Annotated in this window: 29 protein-coding genes and 2 riboswitches; of the genes, 17 read left to right on the top strand and 12 right to left on the bottom strand. The window is 38.7% G+C overall.

Annotated elements, in window-relative coordinates; genetic code table 11:
- Positions 1-314: 314 nt before the first annotated feature.
- On the bottom strand, positions 315-671 hold the full coding sequence (locus tag ACFX4E_RS12220) for a hypothetical protein (RefSeq protein WP_028409175.1): 357 nt from the start codon (positions 669-671) through the stop codon (positions 315-317).
- A 66-nt stretch (positions 672-737) separates the two neighbouring features.
- Positions 738-1,604 (bottom strand): YitT family protein, encoded by an 867-nt coding sequence (locus ACFX4E_RS12215; protein WP_013057742.1) that lies wholly within the window; start codon positions 1,602-1,604, stop codon positions 738-740.
- 162 nt (positions 1,605-1,766) lie between these two features.
- Here ACFX4E_RS12215 and cobT point away from each other — a divergent pair, with 162 nt between their 5' ends.
- Positions 1,767-2,804, top strand: a complete 1,038-nt coding sequence (gene cobT, locus ACFX4E_RS12210) for a nicotinate-nucleotide--dimethylbenzimidazole phosphoribosyltransferase (protein ID WP_098334398.1) — start codon at positions 1,767-1,769, stop codon at positions 2,802-2,804.
- Positions 2,805-2,862: 58 nt separating this feature from the next.
- On the opposite strand, the gene ACFX4E_RS12205 is transcribed toward cobT, so the two are convergent.
- A complete protein-coding gene (locus ACFX4E_RS12205; RefSeq protein WP_155727968.1) occupies positions 2,863-3,027 on the bottom strand; it encodes a hypothetical protein in 165 nt (54 codons plus the stop codon).
- A gap of 288 nt (positions 3,028-3,315) precedes the next feature.
- On the opposite strand from ACFX4E_RS12205, the gene ACFX4E_RS12200 reads away from it, so the two are divergent.
- Positions 3,316-3,996 carry an FHA domain-containing protein gene (locus tag ACFX4E_RS12200; RefSeq protein ID WP_050689859.1) on the top strand — a complete coding sequence of 227 codons (681 nt, stop codon included), beginning with the start codon at positions 3,316-3,318 and terminating at the stop codon, positions 3,994-3,996.
- Positions 3,997-4,011: 15 nt separating this feature from the next.
- On the opposite strand, the gene ACFX4E_RS12195 is transcribed toward ACFX4E_RS12200, so the two are convergent.
- The 3 genes from ACFX4E_RS12195 to ACFX4E_RS12185 all read right to left on the bottom strand — a co-directional run bounded on the left by ACFX4E_RS12195 (position 4,012) and on the right by ACFX4E_RS12185 (position 5,825).
- Complete coding sequence (locus ACFX4E_RS12195) at positions 4,012-4,779, bottom strand: class I SAM-dependent methyltransferase (protein ID WP_013057738.1); 768 nt, start codon at positions 4,777-4,779, stop codon at positions 4,012-4,014.
- Between the two features lie 188 nt (positions 4,780-4,967).
- Complete coding sequence (locus ACFX4E_RS12190) at positions 4,968-5,429, bottom strand: DinB family protein (RefSeq protein WP_028409172.1); 462 nt, start codon at positions 5,427-5,429, stop codon at positions 4,968-4,970.
- 120 nt (positions 5,430-5,549) lie between these two features.
- The gene (locus ACFX4E_RS12185; RefSeq protein ID WP_013057736.1) at positions 5,550-5,825 is read right to left on the bottom strand and encodes an AbrB/MazE/SpoVT family DNA-binding domain-containing protein; all 276 of its coding nucleotides are present in this window, start codon (positions 5,823-5,825) and stop codon (positions 5,550-5,552) included.
- A 413-nt stretch (positions 5,826-6,238) separates the two neighbouring features.
- Between ACFX4E_RS12185 and rpsN the strand changes: the two genes are divergently transcribed.
- Positions 6,239-6,508 (top strand): 30S ribosomal protein S14, encoded by a 270-nt coding sequence (rpsN, locus tag ACFX4E_RS12180; RefSeq protein WP_013083817.1) that lies wholly within the window; start codon positions 6,239-6,241, stop codon positions 6,506-6,508.
- A gap of 29 nt (positions 6,509-6,537) precedes the next feature.
- Here rpsN and ACFX4E_RS12175 read toward each other — a convergent pair whose 3' ends face one another.
- Positions 6,538-8,058 carry an N-acetylmuramoyl-L-alanine amidase family protein gene (locus ACFX4E_RS12175; protein WP_377238174.1) on the bottom strand — a complete coding sequence of 507 codons (1,521 nt, stop codon included), beginning with the start codon at positions 8,056-8,058 and terminating at the stop codon, positions 6,538-6,540.
- A 560-nt stretch (positions 8,059-8,618) separates the two neighbouring features.
- On the opposite strand from ACFX4E_RS12175, the gene ACFX4E_RS12170 reads away from it, so the two are divergent.
- The gene (locus ACFX4E_RS12170) at positions 8,619-9,152 is read left to right on the top strand and encodes a GrpB family protein (protein WP_028409170.1); all 534 of its coding nucleotides are present in this window, start codon (positions 8,619-8,621) and stop codon (positions 9,150-9,152) included.
- A 35-nt stretch (positions 9,153-9,187) separates the two neighbouring features.
- On the opposite strand, the gene ACFX4E_RS12165 is transcribed toward ACFX4E_RS12170, so the two are convergent.
- The 4 genes from ACFX4E_RS12165 to ACFX4E_RS12150 form a co-directional block, all read right to left on the bottom strand.
- Positions 9,188-9,868 carry a DUF4397 domain-containing protein gene (locus ACFX4E_RS12165; RefSeq protein WP_025751171.1) on the bottom strand — a complete coding sequence of 227 codons (681 nt, stop codon included), beginning with the start codon at positions 9,866-9,868 and terminating at the stop codon, positions 9,188-9,190.
- Between the two features lie 115 nt (positions 9,869-9,983).
- Positions 9,984-10,421 carry a hypothetical protein gene (locus ACFX4E_RS12160; RefSeq protein WP_016764734.1) on the bottom strand — a complete coding sequence of 146 codons (438 nt, stop codon included), beginning with the start codon at positions 10,419-10,421 and terminating at the stop codon, positions 9,984-9,986.
- Positions 10,422-10,513: 92 nt separating this feature from the next.
- Positions 10,514-11,251 carry an oxygen-insensitive NADPH nitroreductase gene (gene nfsA, locus ACFX4E_RS12155; protein WP_336064440.1) on the bottom strand — a complete coding sequence of 246 codons (738 nt, stop codon included), beginning with the start codon at positions 11,249-11,251 and terminating at the stop codon, positions 10,514-10,516.
- A 29-nt stretch (positions 11,252-11,280) separates the two neighbouring features.
- The gene (locus tag ACFX4E_RS12150) at positions 11,281-11,565 is read right to left on the bottom strand and encodes a putative quinol monooxygenase (RefSeq protein ID WP_013057729.1); all 285 of its coding nucleotides are present in this window, start codon (positions 11,563-11,565) and stop codon (positions 11,281-11,283) included.
- A gap of 204 nt (positions 11,566-11,769) precedes the next feature.
- Here ACFX4E_RS12150 and ACFX4E_RS12145 point away from each other — a divergent pair, with 204 nt between their 5' ends.
- Positions 11,770-12,084, top strand: a complete 315-nt coding sequence (locus tag ACFX4E_RS12145; RefSeq protein WP_013083811.1) for an ArsR/SmtB family transcription factor — start codon at positions 11,770-11,772, stop codon at positions 12,082-12,084.
- 19 nt (positions 12,085-12,103) lie between these two features.
- On the opposite strand, the gene ACFX4E_RS12140 is transcribed toward ACFX4E_RS12145, so the two are convergent.
- A complete protein-coding gene (locus tag ACFX4E_RS12140) occupies positions 12,104-12,439 on the bottom strand; it encodes a CHY zinc finger protein (RefSeq protein ID WP_016764731.1) in 336 nt (111 codons plus the stop codon).
- Positions 12,440-12,616: 177 nt separating this feature from the next.
- On the opposite strand from ACFX4E_RS12140, the gene ACFX4E_RS12135 reads away from it, so the two are divergent.
- The 12 genes from ACFX4E_RS12135 to ACFX4E_RS12080 all read left to right on the top strand — a co-directional run bounded on the left by ACFX4E_RS12135 (position 12,617) and on the right by ACFX4E_RS12080 (position 24,889).
- Positions 12,617-13,684, top strand: a complete 1,068-nt coding sequence (locus ACFX4E_RS12135) for an undecaprenyldiphospho-muramoylpentapeptide beta-N-acetylglucosaminyltransferase (RefSeq protein WP_013057726.1) — start codon at positions 12,617-12,619, stop codon at positions 13,682-13,684.
- Between the two features lie 157 nt (positions 13,685-13,841).
- Positions 13,842-13,984, top strand: a riboswitch (cyclic di-AMP (ydaO/yuaA leader).
- 72 nt (positions 13,985-14,056) lie between these two features.
- Positions 14,057-14,194 (top strand): hypothetical protein, encoded by a 138-nt coding sequence (locus tag ACFX4E_RS12130; protein WP_155920457.1) that lies wholly within the window; start codon positions 14,057-14,059, stop codon positions 14,192-14,194.
- A gap of 15 nt (positions 14,195-14,209) precedes the next feature.
- Positions 14,210-14,352, top strand: a riboswitch (cyclic di-AMP (ydaO/yuaA leader).
- A 364-nt stretch (positions 14,353-14,716) separates the two neighbouring features.
- Positions 14,717-14,803 carry a K(+)-transporting ATPase subunit F gene (kdpF, locus tag ACFX4E_RS12125; protein WP_080754503.1) on the top strand — a complete coding sequence of 29 codons (87 nt, stop codon included), beginning with the start codon at positions 14,717-14,719 and terminating at the stop codon, positions 14,801-14,803.
- A 24-nt stretch (positions 14,804-14,827) separates the two neighbouring features.
- A complete protein-coding gene (gene kdpA / locus ACFX4E_RS12120; RefSeq protein WP_263036063.1) occupies positions 14,828-16,489 on the top strand; it encodes a potassium-transporting ATPase subunit KdpA in 1,662 nt (553 codons plus the stop codon).
- A 21-nt stretch (positions 16,490-16,510) separates the two neighbouring features.
- On the top strand, positions 16,511-18,586 hold the full coding sequence (gene kdpB / locus ACFX4E_RS12115; RefSeq protein WP_098332036.1) for a potassium-transporting ATPase subunit KdpB: 2,076 nt from the start codon (positions 16,511-16,513) through the stop codon (positions 18,584-18,586).
- 13 nt (positions 18,587-18,599) lie between these two features.
- Positions 18,600-19,166, top strand: a complete 567-nt coding sequence (kdpC, locus tag ACFX4E_RS12110) for a potassium-transporting ATPase subunit KdpC (RefSeq protein ID WP_098332037.1) — start codon at positions 18,600-18,602, stop codon at positions 19,164-19,166.
- A 53-nt stretch (positions 19,167-19,219) separates the two neighbouring features.
- A complete protein-coding gene (gene kdpDN / locus ACFX4E_RS12105) occupies positions 19,220-20,362 on the top strand; it encodes a KdpD-like non-kinase potassium sensor (protein ID WP_060746321.1) in 1,143 nt (380 codons plus the stop codon).
- 35 nt (positions 20,363-20,397) lie between these two features.
- Positions 20,398-20,832, top strand: a complete 435-nt coding sequence (locus ACFX4E_RS12100; RefSeq protein ID WP_028409161.1) for a CBS domain-containing protein — start codon at positions 20,398-20,400, stop codon at positions 20,830-20,832.
- A gap of 254 nt (positions 20,833-21,086) precedes the next feature.
- Entirely contained in the window at positions 21,087-21,641 is a 555-nt protein-coding gene (gene lepB / locus ACFX4E_RS12095) for a signal peptidase I (RefSeq protein ID WP_013057720.1), read from the top strand.
- A 90-nt stretch (positions 21,642-21,731) separates the two neighbouring features.
- Positions 21,732-22,826, top strand: a complete 1,095-nt coding sequence (locus ACFX4E_RS12090) for an oxidoreductase (protein WP_377238170.1) — start codon at positions 21,732-21,734, stop codon at positions 22,824-22,826.
- A gap of 249 nt (positions 22,827-23,075) precedes the next feature.
- A complete protein-coding gene (locus ACFX4E_RS12085) occupies positions 23,076-23,963 on the top strand; it encodes a sulfite exporter TauE/SafE family protein (RefSeq protein ID WP_013057718.1) in 888 nt (295 codons plus the stop codon).
- A 464-nt stretch (positions 23,964-24,427) separates the two neighbouring features.
- The gene (locus ACFX4E_RS12080) at positions 24,428-24,889 is read left to right on the top strand and encodes a hypothetical protein (protein WP_377238169.1); all 462 of its coding nucleotides are present in this window, start codon (positions 24,428-24,430) and stop codon (positions 24,887-24,889) included.
- The last annotated feature ends 61 nt before the right edge of the window (positions 24,890-24,950 follow it).

Raw genomic sequence — 24,950 nt, 5'->3', positions numbered from 1 at the left:
TTACTTTTAAGACTTCTACTAAATGGCAAAAATATGTTATAGTATGAAAAGTGAAATTGATGAAAATGTCGGTGGGCTATATGTTAGATGATCGTATCAATAGTAGGGGGAAGTTGGACTAGCTGTTTGAAAGGCGGCCATCCTATTTTTAGTATAGCCGCAAGGAAGGAGCAGGACCTTGAAAAAAAATCCAATCTTAAACGCGTGGAAAATAGTAACTGCGACGAGCGGTTTTTTACTTGCGCTGTTTATCTTTAAAGTCCGAAAAGGAAGATAATCATATAAAGAAAGCTCCTCGATTGAGGAGCTTTTTATTATTTAGTAATAGGAAACGCCAAGGGAGTCACGGTTGATAAAGAATCTCTGTAAGAATGATAAGTGAAATAATGACGTGTTGGACTATAAATAGTCATGTAAAGTAAATAATCATATTTCGTTTCCATATAGAAAAAAACGCCGTCTATGTGGAGTGTATAGAAAGAGTACGAAATCCCGAGCAGCGTTTGCTTTTGTACACGTGTGCTGGGGTTTTCTTTAATCCATTCGTACAGTTCAAACACACTCACTCCTGGTGATGATTGCAGCGTATGTACTTTGTCATATAACTTATCAGATACATCAGAAACCGACTGTTTTAATTGGTGAAATAAGTTGGACATTTGTTCTTTCATTGTGGTGAGCTCCTTTACGGGTAGTCAGCTATTAGCATGCTCAGAGAAATCCACGCTTATGTATAGTTAGTGGATGGCTGATTTGAATTTGCCGCCATGCGCTTCTTGGGTATCCATAATGGTTGTAAAGGCATGTGGATCTATTTCGGAAATAATGGTTTTAAGCTTGGTAATTTCTAAACGCGTCACCACTACGTATATGACTTCTTTTTCTGTACCTTCAAATCCGCCTTTACCATACAGTTTCGTCACGCCGCGGCCTAAACGATGCGTAATAGCGTCTGATAGCTCTTCATAGTGATTTGAAACTATAAAAGCTGCTTTTGTTTCATCAAGCCCTTGAATAATCGCATCGATTGTTTTAGAAGCAATATAGTACGTAAGAATTGAGTACATGGCCTGTTCCCAACCTAGCACAAACCCTGCCCAAGCAAAAATGAAGATATTTAAAAACATCACAAATTCGCCCACAGAAAACGGGATTTTTTTTGTTAATAAAATACCTAAAATCTCAGTTCCGTCTAATGCTCCGCCGTGACGAATGACCGTTCCTACACCTGCTCCCAACAGCAGCCCGCCAAATACAGTAGCAAGAAGCGGTTCAGATGTTACGGCTGGAACATGGTGCAATTGAGATTCTACAATGGATAAAGCAACGACTGCAAACATAGATGAAAAGCAAAAATTACGACCAATTTGTTTGTATCCACTATATAAAAAAGGGAGATTAAAGATGATGATAAGAAGACTGAACGGCAATTTCGTTAAGTACACTAAAATTAGAGAAATACCGATAATACCGCCATCAATTACGGAATTTGGGACTAGAAATAATTCGATAGAAACGGCAGCCAAGGAAGCCCCAATTAACATCATAATGTAGCGATAAATGAGCCGACCTGCCTTTTCCTTTTTGTGCTGTTTCGTTGTCATAAAATCTTTCCTTTCAAAATACTGCCTATACGCAACTCTTACTAGTATAACTAAGTCTTGGGAACTCTATCCAATTATCTACTTTAAAAAAGACTAGCCAGAATAAACAAAATCCTGTTAAATTAAACGGTAGACATTTGCTGAAATAAAGGAGCTGTACATATGATAAACGTATATATTCCAGCGCTTCAAACAAGCGCTGGCGAAAAAGCGGCACGCTATATTGATACATTAACCAAACCGATCGGAAGCCTTGGCAGACTCGAAGAAATAGCAGTGGAATTAGCGGCCATGACCGGGGAAGTTTTTCCGACGGTCACGCCGCCAGGAGTCCTCGTTTTTGCAGGTGATCATGGAATTGTAAAAGAAGGAGTTTCAGCTTATCCACAAGACGTAACGGCACAAATGGCGCTGAATTTTTTACAGGGAGGAGCAGCTATTAACGTGTTTAGTCAGCAAATAGATGCCCAGTTCAAACTGATTGACATCGGCATTGCTTCTGACCTTTCCCATAAGGACCTTGTACAACGCAAAGTGAAGCTGGGTACAGCAAGTTTTTATAAAGAAGACGCGATGACGCGCAGTGAGGCAGAACTGGCTGTTCAAGTCGGATATGAAGAAGCTGAAGAGCTTATTGCCCAAGGAATCAAATGTTTGATTGTAGGAGAAATGGGCATCGGAAATACTACGTCAAGCACGGCTATTTTAGCTGTATTGACAGGAGAAAAAGTCTCTAAGCTTGCAGGAATGGGCACAGGGATTTCTGATGAACAACTGCGCCACAAAGTGAACGTGATTGAAGAAGCGCTGCAAAACAGGCACATCAACCCTCAGGATCCGATTGATATTATCAGTAAAATAGGGGGTCTTGAAATTGCCGGGATGACAGGCGCTATGCTGGCGGCAGCTGCTCACCGTATTCCTATTTTAGTAGATGGTTTTATTTGTACAGTTGCAGCCCTTCTAGCGACAGAAATCAATACACAAGCAAGAGACTATATGTTTGCTAGTCACGAATCTGTTGAACAAGGCCATGCGTGTGCAATGAAGCTTCTTGACAAGAAACCGCTCCTCAACCTCAATCTTCGGTTAGGTGAGGGAAGTGGAGCTGCTGTTACATTTCCGCTGCTGCACTCGGCTTCACTGATGATTGCCAATATGGCCACGTTTCAATCTGCGGGAGTGTCTGAGAAAGAATAAACCTAAAAAAGACATGGGAACAAAACCATGTCTTTTTTCTTTATTTTATAAAAAAATCTTATATTTTTAACATCATAAACCAATAAATGCTAAAGCTAGCACCTGTTAAAATAAATGATCCAATAATTAACAATACCAGTGCAACGCGTCGTTTAATCGCTTGAATTTCTCTATCTTTTGGCAAACGTCCCATTGGTCTTCCTCCATTATGTAAATATTTCACGTATTTTCCTATTTTACTCCGCTTTAAAAAGAGAGAACATATGTCAAAGTTACTAAAAATCAAATTATTTTACAAAAAAATTGTATCCCCGTTACAGCAGGGCAAAGAATACGTATTTTTTCAGTTAGAAAAGGACTGCTCTAAAGGTTTACTTACATGGCAACAACCTTTATCATATAACTGACTATACTATGATGTTATCCAAAGTTGGAAGAAATCTCAATAAATGTGAGTGTTATAATTACATGATAAGAGTCAGAAAATTTTAAAAAAGAGTGTGAGCAAACAATGAACGGTATGTTGATTATTCGGAACGGTGCTCCTTTTTATGAAGGAGCTTCCGTGCCTATTCCAAAAGATAAATCCTGTATTATCGGACGAAGCAGTGAAGAATGGGAGCCTTATCTGGCCTTTCAAAGTGCTTACATTTCACGCAAGCATTTTGAAGTAACGTACGAAAGCAATGCTTTTTTCATTACAGACTTGTTTAGTAAACACGGGACAAAAGTAAATGGAGAAGAGTTACAGCCTGGAACCCCTCGTTTATTGAAAGAGCAGGATGTCATTACCTTAGCAAATGAAGAGGCAGCTTTAGTATTTAGAAATGATGATATGGATGCAACCCTCGATTTAGGACCTTTGCTAAAACAAATAAATAAGCCATTTTACACATTAGATCCAATTTTGCAGAAAGTAAAAGTAAAAGAGGAAACGTATATTCTGTCAGATAAAGAATACGCGTGCTTAGCTTATCTTCTAGAATACAACAATCAATTTGTTTCAAAAGAAGCATTAAAAAAAAGCGTTTGGCCTGAACGAGTAGAGTCAAATGGAGAAATTCTAGTAGCAGCAGAAGAGCTGAATGCGCTGATTTACCGGGTTCGCAAAAAAATAGGAACATATTTAGAAATCGAAGTGATTCGAGGAAAAGGATATTGGCTGCACTTTAACGAAAATGGACGTGAATAGAATCACGTCCATTTTTTAATCTCGTTTTACAGCATGTACACGTATATGTTTAGCTTCTGCCAGCCAAGATCCGTTTTGAAATAATTTGTCTTGCATTCGATTTTCTAAGCGCGTAATGAGGACATTTTTAGTTTCTGTCGTCACGTGAGCAAAAAGAGGGGCTGCATTTGTTTCTAACCAATTACGCAAGCCGTTTTCCCCTTTTAACAAGAAGGGACGGCTGTAGTGAATAGCCGTGGTGACTTGAAAATTCTGTGATTCCAAAAGAGAAGAATATTCAGCTACAGAAGGAAAGTACCATGGGAAATCTACATCGTTATAAGGAATATCAAACGTTTTAAATTGACGAATGATTTCTGTGAAAATTTCGTCCATGTTTCCTTTTCCCCAAAATTCTGCTACAAATCGGCCGTTTGGTTTTAAAGCATTGTAAATGTTTTTAATGACAAGGTGAGGAGGACGGATGTCGTGTAAAGTTGCATTGGAAAAAACTGCGTCAAATTGTTCGTAATAAGGAAGGTTAAGGGCATTTAACTGTTCAAAGGATAGAGTTGGATACTGATGACGAGCTTGTTCAATCATATTTTCAGAGCAATCGATGCCTGTTGCACGGACATGAAGCTTATTGAGCTGCGAAATAAATTCGCCAGTGCCACAGCCAATATCTAAAATATGTTCGCCAGCTTGAGGAGAAAGAAGGTTCATAGCACTTCCTCCAAATGAAGAAACAAACGGAAGATGATACACTTGAGCAATTTTTTGTTGATTAACAGTTTGACTCATGAAGTGATTCCTCCTTTGTAAAAGATGATGACTATCGTTTTATAAGAAGAAACAAGCTTTGAATAGTAGATATGAAGTTATTGATAGAATTATACCATATATCTTACTTATTATGCCGAAAACTCCAAAGAAAAAGCGCACCAAACTTCTAGTTTGGGCGCTGATAAGCATGAACTATTTTATAACCATTAACCGAACTGAACAAATAGAGGAAGATCTGTATGACCCATCTCACGTACGTAGACGTATAAATTTCCTTTATGATGAATTTCATGGTCAATGGCCATTTGTAAAAGTTGTCTTCCAGGAAGCTTTCTTCCAAACGCTGCAGTTGCGTCAATGGTCTTGTTTAAATCATCTTCGCTAAGTGAGCGTAATACGTCTACTGTTTTTTTCGTATATTCAGCTGCAAGGTCCGATAATGATTTATTACTGAAATCAGCTTTTTGACCAAGTGGAGATAAATCACCGGATTTTACCACTGATGCAAATGCATAAAAGGATGTTAAAATATGCGTAGATAAGTCAAAAGCGGACATAGATGTCGGGGCAGGCTTGTATTCGTAGTGACCTGCTTCAATTTTGTTGATTAATTCATTAGTTACGTTTCGATGTGCTAAAAAGTGATGAGTCATTTGTTCAACTGTCATGATGAAAGGCTCCTTTATTATGTATTCGCTTCTGAGTATAGCATTTGAAAATCAGAAAGCGAAGAAAAAACTTTATCAATAAGAAAAACAGCTGCATATGAGCAGCTGCTTTTCTTAATATTAGAAATTACGTTGTTTTAACTCTTCAAGCAATAACTCCATACCTTCGCGGCTTAAAGTTAATTTGCCATCTGCGATTGTTACGTTGTCAGAAGATACTTCGCCAGTAATCGCACAAGCACCGTTCGGCTCATATTTCTTTAAAATAATTCGATCTGTTTCGACAAAAATTTCAACAGGATCTTTTACATCTATTTCAAGAACACGTCTTAACTCTTTAGGAATTACGATACGACCTAAATCATCTACTTTTCTTACAATACCAGTCGATTTCATTTTTTAATCACCTTTACTTTTATATTTTATTGAGTACGCAAAATATTATTTTTGGAATTTCTAAGATGATTATATACTAGATAACCGCTAAATTTGTCGAAGTTATTAATATGTAAATGAACTGTAATATTATTGAAATATTATCTGTAAATACAAATCCTCCTACAATATGGAATATGTAGGAGGATTTGTATGATATAGGAGATGCAGGAATTAATTACATTTGACATACAATTTTATTTATGTTTATGCAGCAGCCTAGAGTTAGGCTACATGTAAGTGTGGAAGCAAACAAGTTGAAAGAATGAAGAGAATATGATTAAATTAAAAAAGTAACTTGCTCAAAATAATTAAATCGTAATGATTACGTATTTCAAATAAAAAAGTAATAAAACGAAAGGATGACAAAGAGTTTGGCTAAAAAATCAAAAGTTGTAAAAGAACAAAAGCGTCAAGAGATGGTAGCGAAGTATGCGCAATTGCGCCAAGAGCTGAAGGAAAAAGGAGATTACGAAGCGTTAAAAAAATTGCCTAGAGATTCTTCGCCAACGCGCTTAAATAATCGCTGCCGCGTTACCGGTCGTCCGAGAGGCTACCTTAGAAAATTTGAAATGTCACGCATCGCGTTTAGGGAATTAGCCTACAAAGGACAAATTCCAGGTGTTAAAAAAGCAAGCTGGTAGTATAAAAGCCCTCATAATGAGGGCTTTTATTATTTATTAGCTGCAAAATATCGAGCAATTCCTTGGTAAATACCTGTAGATATTTGCTGCTGATACGCGTTAGAAGAAACAATTTGCTCATCGTGAGCATTTGATAAAAAGCCTAATTCAAGAAGTACAGCCCGCTGGTTGTTTTCTCGAGTAACATAATAATCTCCAAAACGAACCCCCATATCCTTCATAGAAGGCGCGTTTTCAGCCATGCTTTCTTGAATGTATTTTGCTAATTCTTTATCTTTAGATTCACTGTAATAAAATGATGCGATGCCGTTTGCAGACGATGAAGTAGACGCGTTATAGTGAATGCTGATAAATGCATCTGCATGCTTTGCTTCACTAACGTTCACTCGTCCGCTTAGTGAAATAAAAGTATCGTTTGAACGCGTCATAAATACATTTGCTCCAGCATTAGCTAAGCGGCTTGCCACAAGTTTTGCTGTTGTTAACGCTAAATTTTTCTCAATCGATGACTTGCCTGAAGTGCCAGGATCATATCCGCCGTGCCCAGCGTCTACTACAATAATTTTATCTTTTAAAGCAGCAGATGAGGAAGGCAAACTAGCTGAAGTTGTAGAATCAGCCGCAGCTGTTAACCCTTTTGATACCCATGCTGTTTGACTGGCAGAGTACTGAATTTGCACCCAGTCATTCGTTTCGTTTACTTTTTTGAATCTTTCACCTGCTTTTGCTACGCGAATGATTCCCGCATTTAAGCTCGGCTGACTGCGTAAATTTGAAGCTTTTGTAATTTGAATCGACTGGGCTGTTTGTGAAGACTGTCCAGAACCTGTTTGTAAGTATTGACTTGCCACCCAGCCTGTTTTGCCGCTTGCTGTTTTAATCTGGGACCAGGATCCGCTTTCTTTTAACACGGTTACTTTTGCATTGCGCGGTAAGTTCGTCACGATGGACGCACTTGTGCTTGCAGAAGAACGAACGTTTAATGAACTGGCGTTAACGACCGCTGGCTTGGTTGACGTAGAACTAGAGTCATTAGTCGGCGTAGAAGAACCGGAACCTGTTTGTAAGTATTGACTTGCCACCCAGCCCGTTTGACCGCTTGCCGTTTTAATCTGCGACCACGATCCGCTTACTTTTACCACCGTTACTTTTGAATTGCTCGGTAAGTTTGTTACGATGGACGCGCTTGTGCTTGCAGAAGAGCGAACGTTTAATGAGCTCGCATTAACGACCGCTGACTTCGATGTCGAATTTGCGGTAGACGTACTGTTTGTTTGCGTTTTATTTATGTATTGAGATGAAATCCAAGCTTCTTTACCGTTATAGGTAATTTTAGCCCATCCTTTGCTTTCATCTACTATATCAACGGTGTTTCCCTTCGTTATTTTTCCAACGATAGCACCGCTTGTACTAGGCGTTGCACGTACATTTAACGATGTAGCAGTTACTTTAGCCGATTCAGCTGCATCTGCATCAATTGAATTCAAAAGCAATGAAGAGCTTAAAAGAACAGAAGAAACGGCTGTGTACATGACATGTTTTTTATTCATTTTTTCCTCCTTGCAAATTACAAATTTCAACATAAGGTTATTGGTATACAAATCATATATCGGCAAATAGTCCAAAATTTTGAGTTAAATCTACTATTATCTCATAATACCGATATTATCCATCATACTATATGTCGAAATTCAATTGTATAATGAATTTGAACTATCTGCCATCTTTGCCGATAAAATTTTACATTAATGTAAAATATAATTATATTAAAGGTGGAATTTAGCGATATTAAAGACCTTTAATCCTTTGTTCATCTACATTTTGAGGATGTGTCTTCTACTAGTAAGAACGTAAAATAGTATAAAACAGCTGAGTGTGAATATGATAGAGGAGAGATAGAAAATAAAAGCGTATCTATCTTTTGGAGGAGGAAACATCCACAATTATGAAACATTTAGAATAAAAATAACAAAAATATATAAAATAATACAAAGTCTGTCTGGAGGGGTATAAAGCTCGTAGCGCAAACCAAAAGTAAATAGTTAGAAAATTCTTTCTTTTTACTTTAAAACATGGTACAGTATAAAAAAGTGAAAGGGTGGAAACTGATATGCGAAAGATTGTTCAGTATGAAACAAAGTGGTCGCTTTTGTATCAAATGGAAAAAGAAGCGTTGCTTAATACACTAAGAGATTTTTCAGTAGACATCGAACATATTGGAAGCACGTCCGTTCCAGGATTGGCTGGTTCACCAATCGTTGATATTTTAATCGGAGTCAAACGCGAAGAAGATATAAATGAAGTGCGCGCTATATTAAAAAATAAATCTCACGTATATGTGGCAGAAAAAGAGATGTTTGTCTTATTAAAAGAAGGCGTTCCAGCTGCACACTACCCTCCAATTATGACAGCTAAAAATGCACGTAAGCTCATTCCACATGATGCGAGAAGAAGTCATGTGTACGTAACGGTCAGTGAATCACCTTACTGGAACGAACGAATTAATTTCAGGGAGCAGTTACGCTCGAACGAACGTGCTAGAAAAAAATATGAAGGTATGAAATACGAGCTTTCAAAACGACTGTGGAACGATATTTCTACCTATGAGTACAAAAAAGAGGAATTCATTCAGCGCAGTCTATAAAAAACGTCATTTCAATTGAAATGACGTTTTTTTAATTAATTATCTTGTAAAACAATGGTCTCAAGCTTGTCAGCAGTATTTACTGCGAGAACCGTATAGTTTTTACCACTTTGAAGATTTGTTCCAGGAAGACTTAGTATTTCTTTTCCATCTGCCGTGGAAACAGATAGATCATACGAACCCGGATTTACTACTTGATAACCTGAAATGCTTTTAAAAGACAGATCTTTAAATAAAGGAGCAGCACCTTTAGGACCTACGTTTACCGCAGGAGCATCAGGAGATAAATGAGCAACACGTAAGCTTGCTTTTCCATCCATTCCTTGCTTATTATTCGTGAAAGCCTGCAGTTCAAGGTTTTCTGCTTTATTTACAGCGGCCACTGTATACGATTTTCCACCGTCTACAACAAGGGTAGCTTCGATGATGGAATCTTTTGTTCCTTTTGTCTTCGCTTCGTATACTTCTACTTTATGAGAACCGGCTGCCAAAGGCAAAGAGTTGGCGACATCTTTAAACTTTGCTCCTTCTACTAAAGCTTTGTCATCCACAAAAATGTCTACAGCCGGAGCATCCGGTGAAGCATGAACGATGCGAACTTCTGCATTTTGAGCTGTTCGCTCATCTGCAGCAGGAGGTGTTTCAGCGGCAAATACTAACATGCGGCTAAGTGCCAAGAAGGCAATCACTGCTGCCATTACGAATAGTCGTTTCATCAAGTATCACTCCTTTTTTAGTATACACAGCTTTATGTAAAGAGAAGGACTGTGCAGTTGTTAGCGTATACTAAATAAAATCAACTATTCGTTTGTTTGTTAACTTTTGATGTGTTTACTGAGATTTCTGACGAAAAAATCGAAGAATAGCCAAAATATTGTACAGAGCTGTTAAGAGCCATGTCAGTAAAAAGCCTAGGCCAAGCCCAATATTGGCATCTATATACGTATGCGTGAAGTCATCATATACGACGTAGGAAAGAGGAGCAATCGACAGTAAAAATAGAAGAAAAAACAAAAGCGTTTTCCATTTGTTTGAAGTGAAGGTTAAACAAAAGAAAAGGAAAGCAGCGAACAATAGAAGACCGTCTCGAATAGCCCAAGGTAAAACGCCGATATGTGGATTAGCAAGAAGAAAAGTCGGAACAATTGAAAGGAGGAAAAGGAGAGAAAGTAAAGTCACGTGAAGAGTGTGCTTTTTTGTAAAAGCCGGCACCAATAAAAACGCTGCGGTTGCGCTTAAAAGAAAATTACAAATTAAAATAAACTCCATATCAACACCTCATTTATCGAGTATTACTTTTAGTCTATTCAGCACGCTGTTAAAGTAGATAAAAAAGCTGCGATGTTCATCGCAGCTTTTGGTTATTCGAATTTAAATCCTTGTTTTTCAAGCATAGTTCGAACTTCTGGGTAATAAATGGTTTTATAAATAGCTGATACAGTTTGTGACCAGTTGCGGTCATCAGCACCGTTTGTTCTCTTTTTCATATATTCTGCCATTTCAGCATCATAGTCTTGAATCAATGACTTTAAGTCATGATTATAGCTTTCACGATGGTGCACAGCAGCTTGTGGCAATCGAGGTTTTTTCGCAGAATGATCTGCCGGATGTCCAACCACAAGACCGCTTACTGGGAATACGTATTCCGGTAAATCTAGCAGTTCAATGACTTCTAGCGGCTTTCTGCGAATTCCTCCGATTGGAACTGTACCTAAACCGAGTGATTCTGCTGCAACTGTTGCGGCTTCTAAAGAAATTCCAGCATCAGTTGCCCCGACTAAAATTGACTCAAGCCCATCGGTTACGCCAAGAGGGGCATCGTTAAGTTCAGCTGCAATCTTAGCACGATTAAAATCTGCACAAAAGATTAAAAATAGAGGAGCTTGGTCAATCCACGCTTGGTTGCCGGCAAGCTCTGAAAGTTTTTTCTTCTTTTCTTTATCTTGGACGCTAATAATAGTCACTTGCTGTCCATTAATAGAAGAAGCGGCTGACTGAGCAGATTGAATAATCGTATCTAAATGCTCGTCACTTACTGCTTCGTCTGTATACTGACGAATAGAACGATGATCTTGAATTGTACGAATTGCTTCATTCATGATGCGTCATCCTTTCAAAGAAGTTATGATTAACCTTGTAATGTTTTTACATCTAAAGGTGCTACAAGTACGCCAGTTTGAGCAAATGCTACAAAACTTTGGAAGTGAGCTGATTTATTGTGTGCTTGAATTGCTTCTTCGCTTTTCCACTCTTCAATCATCATAAATGTGTTAGGTGTAAAAGCATCTTCAAATAGTTGATAGTTGCTGTTTCCTTCTTCTTGTAAAGAATGCTTAATTAGTTCTTGTACGTTTTCTAAAAATTCTTCTCTTTTTGCTGGGTTAACTTTCATTGAAGCTTGTAAATGAATCATGGGTGATTCCTCCTTTAATAATGATGGTGCTTTATATTATTTGTTTTGTTTTTAATCTTTCATTCAATTTATGATTAAAATGAAGATAAGTTCGAATATCATCGAACAATGAAACTATAACATCGATTAAATAACAGTGCAAGGAATTTAGTTCGAAAGTTATCGAACATTGATACACAAAAGAAGCTGTGTTATATTTTAAGCATGAGAAAACCTTATCAACCACCGAAATCTGAAATTAAATTAACGCCTATTTTACACGCGTTGAGTGATCCTAACCGGCTGCGAATTGTACAGTGTTTAGCGACAAGAAAGGAGCAGACCTGTTCGTATTATCAAAAATTAAATGTATCAAAATCAACGCTATCACATCATATTAAAGTACTTCGCGAAGCTGGAATTATCAAACTACGTATAGAAGGTACGCAGCACTATTATTCCTTGCGTTTAGAAGAGCTTGAGGAATTGTTCCCAGGTCTGCTTCCTTCCATTATAAATATAGATGAGCAGTTATTTTAAAAGCTGAACAATGTTTTGTTCAGCTTTTTTGTTCAAAATAAATGTGTCCATGCAGGCTGCATCCAGGATTAAAAGAAGAACGACAGTGAGGGCAAGTCGAGTTACAGGTTAAATATTCATGAATTGATAGCTCATGTTTACATACTCCGCAAAGAATAGCTTTTTCATTAAACATAGCTTTTGGCCACTTTTTAATATCATGATCAGCATATCCGTTATGACATTGATAGCATGGATAATATGTATTACAGCAATAAAATTTTATTGCAATAATATCTTTATCCGTATGATAGTGTGTACAGCGCGTTTCGGAATCCACCGTATCACCTTTTACTATAGGTGCAGATTTGTTCATTATCATCACTCCCTATGAAAAGTATAGCATGCTTTTATACGCCTTATCATACATATGTAAAAAGAAAAATGCTATAATAAAACCATCGTTTTACATGTCAGATTGCATGCTAAAAAGATCAGATAAAAATTGATGTCAAAACAGATCCATTAAGTGAAGTAAAGAGAGGAAGAAAAAATGAGTAAGCAAGTTATCGTTTTTACCGGAGGCGGAACAGCTGGACACGTAACACCAAACATTGCCATTATGAAAGAATTAGACAGTGAAAAATGGGATATCCATTATGTCGGTTCTCACAATGGTATTGAGAAAGAATTAATTACAAAATTAAACGTTCCATATCATGCGATTTCAAGCGGGAAGCTGCGTCGATACGTAGATATGGAAAATGTAAAAGATGTATTTCGAGTAGCAAAAGGAGTTGGCGATGCACGTCGCGTGCTGAAAAAGTTAAAGCCTTCTCTTGTGTTTTCAAAAGGCGGTTTTGTCACAGTCCCTGTTGTAATGGCTGCTAAATCGCTAAACATTCCCGTGTTCATTCATGAAAGTGATTTAACACCGGGACTGGCAAATAAAATTGCGCAGAAATTTGCCACTAAAATTTTCACTTCTTTTGATGAAGCGGCAAACTATTTTCCAAAAGAAAAAGTGCAGGTTGTTGGTTCACCTATTCGAAAAGAATTATTTAGCGGAAGCGCAGCGAACGGGGAAAGCTGGCTTCGCTTTTATGATAAGCGCCCAATTTTAACCATTATGGGCGGAAGTTTAGGAGCACGTCGCATCAATGAGATTGTTCGAGAGTCCTTGCCTGAACTGCAAAAGAAATTTCAAATTGTACACCTGTGCGGAAAAGGCAATGTTGATACAAGCCTTGAAAAAGAGTCGGGCTACCGTCAGTTAGAATATGTAAATGAACAGCTTCCAGATGTTCTAGCGGCGACTGATTATGTGATTACACGCGGCGGATCAAATGCTATCTTTGAGTTTTTAGCCCTTCATAAACCGATGATGATTATTCCTTTGTCAAAAGCACAAAGCCGAGGAGATCAAATTTTAAATGCACAGTCCTTTAAGAAAAAAGGCTACTGTATGGTTGTGGAAGAAGAACAGTTAACAAAAGAAGTGTTTTTGCGTGAAGTAAATGAGCTTCAGCAGCAGGCAAGTACGATGAAGCGTACAATGCGTGAAGCAACAAAAACGGATGCCATTTCAATTCTTGTAAATGAAATTGAGAAAATGAGCTAAAAAAAGCGTTCTTATCGAGGAGATAAGAACGCTTTTTTCTTTGAATCTATTATTTTAAAATAATGAATAAACAGCAAAAAATAAAGCTTTTAAAATTTCAAAAAATGTTGTTGACAGTAAATTTTAACAGGAGTAAGATTACTCTCATGAAACGTTCCACAGTGAAACGCTGAGTCTTTCCTGAAAGAGAGGGAAAGAGCGGAGGAACCAATTACTAGGGGTGAATCTCATAATTGAGTAGGGTTACTTTCTTGACCCGAACCCGTCAGCTAACTTCGTAAGCGTTAAGAGAGAGGATGGTGTAATCGTGGCCGTTTTCTATAAAAGCGGATAGCGCGTTCCTTTCAAAATATAGGCGAAAGGAGCGTTAACATGCATTTATCTAAGCAAATGATTCAAATGATTGAATATCGTGCAATATGTGATCAGCAATCTTTTGATCTAGCAAACCGCTATTTGTCTATGTTAGCTAATCAAAGTATTAAACGCAGCAGTAAAAACCATAATTAAGTCTAAAAATTAAATAACAAATATACGCTTAATCAATTATGAGCGGGGGACCCAATATTTTGTACGTATGTACTAGGGGTGAATCTCTTAACTGAGTAGGGTTACTTCCATAACCCGAATCCGACAGCTAACTCCGTAAGCGTTTTGGGAGTGAAAAAATTCGTGTCGATCACGGCTTATTTGTCGTGCATTAAACCGCGGAAGAGGACTCTCTTCTGCGGTTTTTTTATGGAAAAATAGGAGAGCAGCTTATGTCTGCACCGTAAAGAGGATATAGTAGGGCTTTTAAAACGAGATCAACAATACGTTAGGAATAATCAAAGATAACCTTTCGCTGCTAGCTCACTTGGGCGTGATGCTTTACGCACGGTAACAGTCACTACGCTTAATCATTGGTGGTAAGAAACAGTTAGGAGGGAGCAACTTGGATATAATCATGCTGGGAACGCTTGTCATATTAACAGCTGCTATGTACGGAATTATTTGCTGGTCGTCTCGTGTAGTAGACGAAAGAGAGGAGAAGTGAACGTGTCGTTCATTTTGCTAGGTATTTCAGTTCTCGTTTTAATTTATTTAGTATATGTACTGTTAAATCCAGAACAATTTTAATAAGCGGAGGAATAAAACGTGGGGATTTTTCTACTATCAGTTGCGCTACTGCTTGTTTTTGTAGCGCTTATTGCAAAGCCCGTAGGTATTTATATAGCGAATGTGTTTTCAAACGATAAAAACACTAGCTTGGTAGGAAAGATAGAATCGGTGATGTTTAAAGCGGCAGGAATTAAAGGGCATAATCAGACGTGGAAGCAATATGCAATTGCTCTCGTTTTGGCGAATACGTTTATGATTTTTGTGGTGTATCTTATCTTCCGGTTTCAAGGGGTACTGCCGCTTAACCCAAGCCACATCAAAGGAATGGATCCGGCCCTTGCTTTTAACACGGCCATTAGTTTTATGACAAATACGAACTTGCAGCATTACAGCGGTGAATCAGGTTTGTCCTATTTCTCGCAGATGGCAGCCGTTGTATTTATGATGTTTGCTGCACCAGCAACGGCATTTGCAGTAGCAATCGCGTTTATTCGTGGGTTGGCAGGGAAGGAAATAGGAAACTTTTTTGTTGATTTTGTGAAATCAATTACGCGTGTTTTACTTCCTATCGCTTTTATAACCGGCATTTTATTTATGATTTCAGGTGTCCCTCAAACGTTAAGCGGAACGGTGACTGCCCATACATTAGAAGGGGCAACACAGCAAATAGCAAGGGGACCAGTTGCTTCTTTTCTTTCAATTAAAGAGCTAGGCAACAACGGAGGGGGATTTTTTGGTGTTAATTCAGCCCATCCATTTGAAAATCCTAACGCGTTGAGCAATGTATTACAAATTGTCCTTATGCTTTTATTGCCAACAGCACTTCCTTTTACGTACGGAAAAATGATCGGACAGCGTAAGCAAGGCCGCATCTTGTTTGTAGCGATGAGTATGCTGTTTATCGTTATTTTAAGCACAGCGTTTGTAACAGAGTGGGGCGGCAATCCAAGACTTGATGCTTTTCATCTAAATGAAGCGAGCGGTTATATGGAAGGCAAAGAAGTTCGTTTTGGTGTCGGTATGTCGACTCTTTACGCCATCGTGACGACAGCAAGTGAAACAGGTGCGGTCAACACCATGCACGATACCCTTACACCTCTTACCGGGTTGTTAACGCTTGGAAATATGATGTTAAATACCGTATTTGGCGGTGTCGGAGCAGGATTTATGAATGTCATGATGTACGTCATCATCGCCGTATTTTTATCAGGTTTAATGGTTGGAAGAACACCAGAATACGTAGGTAAAAAAATTGAAGGAAAAGAAATGAAGCTCATCGCCGTGACGCTTATTCTGCAGCCGCTGCTAATTTTAGGAGGAACAGCCGTAGCGCTAACTACTCATTTAGGAATAGAAGGTATATCAAACCCAGGCTTTCACGGGTTAAGCCAGGCACTGTATGAATTTACATCATCAGCAGCAAACAATGGCTCTGGTTTTGAAGGACTCGGTGACGCAACTCCGTTTTGGAACATTTCTACGGGAATTGTTATGTATATTGGACGCTACTTCGGACTAATTACGATGCTGGCGGTATCGAGCTCACTAGCATCTAAGCAGCTTGTTCCTGAAACACCTGGGACATTTAAAACGGATACGTCTTTATTTAGCGGCATTTTAATTGGAACTACCGTTATTGTAGGGGCACTTACGTTTTTCCCAGTGCTTGTACTTGGGCCGGTTGCTGAGTATTTGACACTGTAATCAAGAAAGCGGAGGATTATAATGAATAAACGGAATTTTACGAATAATCTTGAATTGGATCGTAACAGTCACATTCAAGGTGCTGTAGATAAACAAACTTCATCGATTTTTATTCAATCAGTAAAGCAGGCTTTTATCAAGCTAAGTCCAAGAACGATGATAAAAAACCCTATCATGTTCGTAGTAGAAATCGGGTTTGTTATTACGCTTTTTTTAGCTGTTGTTCCAGATCTTTTCGGAGAAAGTACAGTAAGCGCAGGCTTTAATATTGCCGTATCTCTCGTGTTATTTTTCACAATTGTTTTTGCTAATTTTGCAGAGGCATTAGCAGAAGGTCGAGGAAAAGCACAGGCAAACTCATTAAAGCAATCGAAAGGTGATATTACAGCTAATAAACTTCAAAACGGGCAAATGATACAAGTTTCGGCATCGCAACTAAAAAAAGGAGATATCGTCGTCGTTTCACAAGGCGAAATGATTCCTGGAGATGGAGAAATCATTAAAGGACTGGCATCTGTTGATGAATCGGCCATTACCGGTGAATCGGCACCTGTTTTGAAAGAAGCAGGCGGGGACTTTAACTCTGTAACTGGAGGTACAAGAGTTGTCAGCGATGAAATTACAGTTAAAATTACGTGTGAGCAAGGTGAATCATTTTTAGATAAAATGATTTCGCTTGTTGAAGGAGCAGAGCGTCAAAAAACGCCAAATGAAATTGCGCTAAATACGGTTTTAACAAGTTTGACGATTATTTTCTTACTAGTTGTTGTGACGCTTCCTGTATTTACAAACTACTTACATTTTCAACTGGACACGGCTATTTTAATTTCACTGCTCGTTTGCCTCATTCCTACGACAATTGGAGGATTATTATCGGCCATTGGAATTGCTGGGATGGACCGAGTTACGCAGTTTAACGTGATCGCTATGTCAGGAAAAGCAGTAGAAGCAGCTGGTGACATTAACACAATCATTTTAGATAAAACCGGCACCATTACGTTTGGAAACCGAATGGCTCATCAATTAACGACTGTAGAAGGCACAGACGAACGTGAACTTTACAAATGGGCGTTTGTTTCTTCTCTTTATGACGAAACACCAGAAGGACGCTCAGTTGTTGATTTTATTCAAAACCGCATGGGAGTAGAAGATCTTAAAAAAACCGAAGGGACGTTTGTTGAATTCAAAGCTGAAACGCGAATGAGCGGCATTGACTTACAGAATGTATCTGTACGAAAAGGGGCAGTGGACGCCGTCACGGCATGGGTAGAGTCAAATGGCGGGATGGTTCCCTCTGATTTGCAGCAAAAAGCAAACGAAATTGCAGGAGCTGGTGGCACGCCGCTTGCCGTCGCCGCTGATGATAAAATTTACGGCTTGATTTATTTAAAAGACACGGTAAAACCAGGAATGAAAGAACGTTTTGAGGAACTTCGTAAAATGGGCATTAAAACAGTCATGTGTACAGGAGATAATCCGCTAACCGCAGCAACCATTGCAAAAGAAGCGGGAGTAGATGAATTTATTGCGGAATGCAAGCCAGAAGACAAGATTCAAGTGATTAAATACGAACAGCAGCAGGGAAAGTTAGTTGCCATGACAGGTGACGGGACAAACGATGCCCCTGCACTTGCTCAAGCTGATGTTGGCTTAGCAATGAACAGCGGAACCTCAGCTGCTAAAGAAGCAGCAAATATGGTGGACTTGGATTCCGATCCCACAAAAATCATTGAAGTCGTTTCGATTGGAAAACAGCTATTAATGACAAGGGGTGCCTTAACTACATTCAGTATCGCAAACGATATTGCGAAATATTTTGCCATTATTCCAGCGATGTTTACCTTGGCGATTCCGCAAATGGAGGCTCTTAACGTAATGAAGCTGAATTCACCTCTATCTGCCGTATTGTCAGCGCTTATTTTTAATGCGGTCATTATCCCGCTGTTAATTCCCTTAGCCATGAAGGGAATTGCGTATAAGCCGATGAGTTCTAACGCCCTATTGCGAAAAAATTTGTTCATTTACGGGTTAGGCGGGGTGTTGGTTCCATTCATTGGGATTAAAGCAATTGACTTACTACTTTCATTTGTAATGTAGAGGAGAAGAAACGATGATACAAACAGAACGAACGGGAAGCATTATTGTTCGCTTAACAATTATGATGATAATTCTTTGTGGTCTTATTTATCCTGTTGTGATGACAGGTATTGCTCAAACAGCTATTCCAAGTAAAGCAAACGGCAGCTTAATCTATTCAAACAACCACCAAGTTATCGGTTCTAAGCTCATTGGACAGCAGTTTACAAGCAATGAATTTTTCCATGGCAGAGTCTCTAGTATCGATTATAACGGGGTAGGATCTGGGTCGTTGAATTTAGCACCTTCAAATAAAGATCTTACGAATCGTATCGAGAAATCCGTAGCGGCGTGGAAAAAAGAAAACGAGGTGCCAAAAGAAGGAATTCCAGTTGATGCCGTCACAAATTCGGCTTCTGGACTCGATCCTGACATTACGCCACAAGCTGCATATGCACAAGTAGAACGAGTGGCAAAAGCGGCGCACATTAAAACCAACATGCTAAAAGAGCTGATCAAAGAACACACTCAGCAAGGAGCTTTTGGTGAAAAACGAGTAAATGTAGTAGAGCTAAATTTAGCTGTTCAACGAGAGCGCTAATTACATGCACTCGCTTCATGTATTGAAGCGAGTGTGATAAAGGAGTACAAACAATGAAAGAAAAAGAAGCTCATCCATACTTTCGAAGAAAAACTCCGGAAGAACTATTGCGTGAACTTCATGATCAGAAGCGAGGAAAGCTTAAACTTTACATCGGTGCCGCGCCGGGAGTAGGAAAGACGTATAAAATGCTTCAAGATGCGCACGATTTAGTCAAAGAAGGCATAGATGTCGTAGTTGGATATATAGAAGCACACGGCAGGCACGAGACTAAAGAGATGATCGGAAATCTAGAAGTAATCGAAAGAGAAACCGTTTTTTATAAAGGAAAAGAATTGAAAGAGCTTGATTTGCTGGCGATTGTAAGAAGGCGCCCAAAAGTTGTAATTATCGATGAACTTGCTCATACAAATGTTCCGACAAGCCGTCATAAAAAACGTTTTGAAGATGTTTCTTACCTGCTCAACCAAGGCATTTCAGTCATGTCAGCAATGAATATTCAGCATATGGAAAGCGTACATGATCTCGTATATGCCATTACCCAGGTAAAAGTTCGTGAAACAGTGCCAGATTTATTTATTCAGCAAGCAGATGAAATTCAGCTTGTCGATGTTACGCCGGAACAGCTGCAAAAGCGTCTTCGTGAAGGCAAAATATACGAAGTTCATAAAATTGAACAAAGCCTGCAGTCTTTTTTTAAGCTCGCAAATCTCCATGCCCTTCGTGAATTAACGCTCCGAGAAGTAGCGGATGAAGTGGACGGTAAGCTCATTCATGCCCATGAAATTGGCGTAACAGGTATTTGCGAACGCATTTTAGTATGCATTCAATATAGTGGAACAGCTGAAAAATTGATTCGAAGAGGCTGGAGAATGGCAAACCGATTGAAAGCAGATTTGCTGCTGCTTCATGTTTTTACAGGCGAGCAAACTGAAAGGCAAAAAGCACAAATTAAAGAGTGGCGGGAATTTGCTGATCGCTTTCACGCATCGCTAATTGTTGAAGAAGCTAAAAACCAAAAACCAGCTGCAGTGATTGTGAACGTAGCCAAGCAGTATCGCGTTACTCAAATCTTACTAGGGCAATCAGCCAGGACAAGGTGGGAAGAGATTCGAAAAGGGTCTATTGTGAATACGATTATGAGACAGACTTATAACATCGACATTCATATTGTTTCAGATTCAGCAAAGCAATAACAATAAAATGGATGTATACTAAAAGGAGAATATGAGTGAATATTGCGTTTTTTTTACTCCCGAAAAAAGAAGTCGTTACCCTGTCGACACGGTCAACTGTCCGTCAAGCATTGGAGAAAATGGAGTATCATCGCTACTCTTCTGTACCGCTCATTAACCAAAAAGGAGAATATGTAGGGACTTTGGCAGAAGGAGACTTGCTATGGAAGCTAAAAAGCCTAGAACATATAGAACTTCATGAGCTAGAACACCTGCGAATTGAAGAGGTCCCAAGGCATCGTGATTATGAACCTATCACCATTAATGATGAAATGGAAAGTATTTTGTCACGTGCGTCTGAACAAAATTTTGTACCAGTTGTAGATGACCAAAATATTTTTATTGGACTCGTGCGGCGAAGAGAGATTATAGAGTATTGTATCTCTCAACTTTTTATACATGGAGAAACGTCTTTAAATGTGAAGATTTAGTTAAGTTTGCGTAAAAAACATAATTTTTACATAAAAGGTAGTCTCTTTTTATATAATTAATGTTATAATAAGAGATGTAAAGACGAAACTTGCGTAATGTAAGCCTCTAACATTTGTTAGAGGTTCTTTTTTTACATAACATAAAACATTTGATTTCAGTTCTTTCTATGGTTAAGTTAGAATAAGTGTTAAAGTAAGAGGTTTCTTGCTTTTTTACATAAGAAAAGTGAGCTGTACAAAGGAGACAAAGTATATTGACTACGGAAAAAACAAAAAGCGATCAATTACGCAGCATATTCAAAACTATTATCTTCGCTATCGCTCTAGTATTTATGATTCGCGCATTTTTATTTTCTCCGTATATCGTAGAAGGCGCTTCAATGAACCCAACGCTGCATAACGGAGAGCGTTTGTTTGTGAATAAACTGTCGTATTCGCTCCATGATATTCGCCGCGGAGATATTGTGATTATTAAAGATGAGGCTAAGAATAAGCATTATGTAAAAAGAGTAATCGGTCTGCCAGGTGAAAAAATCGAAATGAAAAAAGATCAGCTTTATATTGATGATAAAAAAGTAAGTGAACCTTATTTAAAAACGAATCGTCAAATTGCCAATAACATGGATATGGAGCTTACAGGAGATTTTGAACCCGTTCAAATACCTAAAAACGAAGTATTTGTAATGGGTGATAACCGTCTGTACAGTATGGATAGCCGCAACGGTCTAGGTCTCATTGATGAAAAACGGATTGTCGGAAAAAGCGAATTTGTATTTTACCCCATTAAAAAAATAAGAAAAACAACGTAAAAAGAAATGCCGGCGAAGGTATTTCTTTTTTTGTGCCTATGTCTACTCGGCTTCTAGATGGGCAAGCTAAGGAAAAAAGGTGTGAATTAATTGAAGACAGCCTATGAAAAATTATTTAAGCATTTTAAATTTGTTGATGCTCTTGAGATGAAAAACCGATTAGCAATGGGACCTATCCTCACATACGCTTCACGGGAAAACGGAGAAATATCCGATCTTGATATGTCTTTTTACGAAAAACGAGTAGGGGGCGTCAGTACGGTAATTATCGGCCCCGCGTTTATCACAGAAAATGGCCAAGTAGCACATGGTCAAATCGGCATTCATCGTGATCAGGTTATACGAAAGCTTCATCAACTAACCCAAATGATTCATAGAAGAGGCGCTAAAGCGATTCTTCAACTATCCCACGGGGGAAGAAAGTGCGTAGAAATGAAAAATAAATGGCAAGCCATTAGCCCAAGTGAAAAGCCTCATAAACGTAAAGGCAAAAAGCCTGTTCAAATGACCGAGCGCGATATAACTTATATTGTTCAAGCGTTTGGCGAAGCTACCACCAGAGCTATGGAAGCCGGATTTGATGGAGTAGAAATTGACGGAGGAAATGAATGCTTACTGCAGCAGTTTATATCAAGGCAAGCAAATGAACGAAGCGATTCTTATGGAGGAAGCGCAGAAAACCGCTTCACTTTTGCACTTGAAGTTATTCGTGAAGTGACGCGTCGAGCAGCTCATGCGGGCAAACCATTTATTGTGGGATATACATTAGCACCCAAAGAAAAAGGCTATTTAGGAAATAAAGTGGAAGATACATTTGAGTGGATTGATCGTCTTGTTCATACAGAAATTGACTATTTACATATCAGTTCTTTGCATGAACCTACCTTAAGTAGTGAAGAAAATCGTTCACTGGTTTCTTCGATTATTAAGCACGTTAATCACCGGGTCCCTCTTGTGGGTACAGGAGGACTTACGGCAACAGAAGTAGCAGAAGCTTTTGAGAAAGGGCTGGCTTTAATTACGATTGAACAAGCATTAGTTGTACAGTCAGATTGGGTAGAAAAAGTGATAAATAGCGATGAGCCCGCTTCTATGGATGTGACGTCATTAGATAAAGATGTGAGTTTGCCACCTGAAGTGCTGGCTCACTGGCAAGATATGCATAAAAACGACCGCCCTTACTAAGTGAGCGGTCGTTTTTATGTTGTTGACTTAACAATAAGAATTTTATTTTACTGATACTATAACCAAGCAGCATACATAGACTAAAAGAAAAACTAAAAACACAGTTGACTTCTAGGAATAGTTAGGATTACAATATAAACAACTTATTCATAAAACGGACAGCTGATCGGACATACCGAAGGCTTCTAGCAAACAACTGTTGGAGGCCTTTTTGTGCTTTCTAACAGAAGATGAAAGTGGAGGGACAACATGAAAAAGTTAATTACGTTTGCACTTATTGGCTTTTTAGCTCAGTTAATTGATGGATCACTCGGAATGGCATACGGGGTGACATCAACTACGCTGCTTTTAACGTTTGGAATTGCACCAGCTGTGGCTTCCGCATCTGTTCACTTAGCAGAAGTTGTAACAACAGCAGCTTCTGGTGTTTCACATATTAAATTTGGAAACGTAGATAAATCGATGGTGTTAAAACTAATTATCCCAGGTTCCATCGGAGCTTTTGTAGGAGCCTGCTTTCTAAGTAATTTACCTGGAGATGCAGTAAGGCCTTACGTTTCAACATTCTTATTGCTCCTAGGAGTTTATGTGTTATTTCGTTTTTTATTTACGTTTAAAACAAACGAAGAAAAGAGCACCAAACCTTTATCGACGAAGCAGTCCATTCCGCTGGGATTAATTGCTGGATTTGCTGATGCTACAGGAGGAGGAGGCTGGGGGCCGATAGCAACGCCTGTATTGCTAGCTAAAAAAGGCACAACAGCCCGGAAAGTCGTTGGAACCGTGGATACAAGTGAATTTGCTATTGCCGTCTCGGCTACACTTGGCTTTTTAATTTCTCTTGGCTGGGAGCAGGTAAACTGGTTCTGGGTAGGCGCCCTTATGATTGGCGGAATTATCGCGGCTCCGATTGCTGCATGGTTTGTTCGTATTATCCCGGCTCACTTGCTTGGTTCACTTGTTGGTGGATTTATCATTTTAACAAATGCTCGAACACTCTTAAACACATGGGTATCCAGCAGCTCAACTCAGATAGCTGTATATGCATTCATACTTATTGTGTGGGCCGCAGCGATCATTTACTCACTGTTACAAGGAAAAAAATATAATCAAAATCGAAACGTAGAAGTTTCGTAATAAAGAGGATGGAATAAAAGTAGCTTAGTTAAAGGAAGATCTGAACGCATTTGATTCTTGATGGAGAATCAAATGCGTTCAGATTTTTTTATGGTTAGAGTGAAGGTAGTTTCATGTATGTAGTGGTTTCTAGCTGTTGGTTGGAGGGTAAGGCGAGGACTCCTGCGTGAAAAGCGGAACAGATGAGACCCGGCAGGAGCGGCCGCCCTCGGAAAGCGCAGCCTTGTACGGAAATCAACAGCGGTGTAACAAGGGATCCATATTAGCGTATTATCCTATTTGTTCGTCTTTAGATTGGGGTGATTTCGTTATGTCTCAATCTCTTTTATTATCTGAATTCCGTAAAATAGAGAAGCGTAGATATTTTTTTTGCGTCTTATGATACAATAGACGAGTTCATTCATGAGTGGGAATACTTTCTAACACATATAAAATTCATTGAATCGTCGAGGTGTGAAGAGTAAGTGGTCTATTTTATTTTAGTATTAGTAGCAGCTATCGAAGTAATTGTCTTATTGATTAATCGACCTGTATTTGCAAACATTCCGTATGTTCAAGTATATATTGTTCCTTTGTTAGTAGTAATTGTGATCACGATGTTGCTTTCGCGAAATCCAAAGAGATTTATGCGGTGGTTTAAACAAGGGCTTATTACGATTTCAGTCGTTGTGCTTGTATTCGTACCGGTTCTCTATGCCAAAAATCTCCCGCTGTATGGTTATAATGAAGCAAAAAAAATGCTTGCGCAAAGAGAACAGCTCTTGCTAAGTCAGTTCCAAAAAGGAAAATACGTATATCCAGCAAAAGACAGCCTTAAAAAATACCGTTATCTATTTAAAGTCAATCGTGGAAACGGCATGCTTGAATATGTATTCGACCCATACACAGGCGGTTATGAAGTTGTGACAGATGTGATAAAAAAATAAAGGTTTAGCTTATCTAAAGCTAAGCCTTTTAATATGAGAAAAATTGAAACTTTTTGAAAAT

The organism is Priestia sp. YIM B13491 (assembly GCF_042787605.1).
Taxonomy (GTDB): Bacteria; Bacillota; Bacilli; order Bacillales; family Bacillaceae_H; genus Priestia; species Priestia megaterium_E.
This window is presented reverse-complemented; position numbering and strand designations above follow the sequence as displayed.

Bases quoted from the DNA above. Each gene is read 5' to 3' on its own strand.
- ACFX4E_RS12220 (WP_028409175.1), bottom strand. From the start codon at position 671: ATGAAAGAACAAATGTCCAACTTATTTCACCAATTAAAACAGTCGGTT.
- ACFX4E_RS12215 (WP_013057742.1), bottom strand. From the start codon at position 1,604: ATGACAACGAAACAGCACAAAAAGGAAAAGGCAGGTCGGCTCATTTAT.
- cobT (WP_098334398.1), top strand. From the start codon at position 1,767: ATGATAAACGTATATATTCCAGCGCTTCAAACAAGCGCTGGCGAAAAA.
- ACFX4E_RS12200 (WP_050689859.1), top strand. From the start codon at position 3,316: ATGAACGGTATGTTGATTATTCGGAACGGTGCTCCTTTTTATGAAGGA.
- ACFX4E_RS12195 (WP_013057738.1), bottom strand. From the start codon at position 4,779: ATGAGTCAAACTGTTAATCAACAAAAAATTGCTCAAGTGTATCATCTT.
- ACFX4E_RS12190 (WP_028409172.1), bottom strand. From the start codon at position 5,429: ATGACAGTTGAACAAATGACTCATCACTTTTTAGCACATCGAAACGTA.
- ACFX4E_RS12185 (WP_013057736.1), bottom strand. From the start codon at position 5,825: ATGAAATCGACTGGTATTGTAAGAAAAGTAGATGATTTAGGTCGTATC.
- ACFX4E_RS12175 (WP_377238174.1), bottom strand. From the start codon at position 8,058: ATGAATAAAAAACATGTCATGTACACAGCCGTTTCTTCTGTTCTTTTA.
- ACFX4E_RS12170 (WP_028409170.1), top strand. From the start codon at position 8,619: ATGCGAAAGATTGTTCAGTATGAAACAAAGTGGTCGCTTTTGTATCAA.
- ACFX4E_RS12165 (WP_025751171.1), bottom strand. From the start codon at position 9,868: ATGAAACGACTATTCGTAATGGCAGCAGTGATTGCCTTCTTGGCACTT.
- ACFX4E_RS12160 (WP_016764734.1), bottom strand. From the start codon at position 10,421: ATGGAGTTTATTTTAATTTGTAATTTTCTTTTAAGCGCAACCGCAGCG.
- nfsA (WP_336064440.1), bottom strand. From the start codon at position 11,251: ATGAATGAAGCAATTCGTACAATTCAAGATCATCGTTCTATTCGTCAG.
- ACFX4E_RS12150 (WP_013057729.1), bottom strand. From the start codon at position 11,565: ATGATTCATTTACAAGCTTCAATGAAAGTTAACCCAGCAAAAAGAGAA.
- ACFX4E_RS12145 (WP_013083811.1), top strand. From the start codon at position 11,770: ATGAGAAAACCTTATCAACCACCGAAATCTGAAATTAAATTAACGCCT.
- ACFX4E_RS12140 (WP_016764731.1), bottom strand. From the start codon at position 12,439: ATGAACAAATCTGCACCTATAGTAAAAGGTGATACGGTGGATTCCGAA.
- ACFX4E_RS12135 (WP_013057726.1), top strand. From the start codon at position 12,617: ATGAGTAAGCAAGTTATCGTTTTTACCGGAGGCGGAACAGCTGGACAC.
- ACFX4E_RS12130 (WP_155920457.1), top strand. From the start codon at position 14,057: ATGCATTTATCTAAGCAAATGATTCAAATGATTGAATATCGTGCAATA.
- kdpB (WP_098332036.1), top strand. From the start codon at position 16,511: ATGAATAAACGGAATTTTACGAATAATCTTGAATTGGATCGTAACAGT.
- kdpC (WP_098332037.1), top strand. From the start codon at position 18,600: ATGATACAAACAGAACGAACGGGAAGCATTATTGTTCGCTTAACAATT.
- kdpDN (WP_060746321.1), top strand. From the start codon at position 19,220: ATGAAAGAAAAAGAAGCTCATCCATACTTTCGAAGAAAAACTCCGGAA.
- ACFX4E_RS12085 (WP_013057718.1), top strand. From the start codon at position 23,076: ATGAAAAAGTTAATTACGTTTGCACTTATTGGCTTTTTAGCTCAGTTA.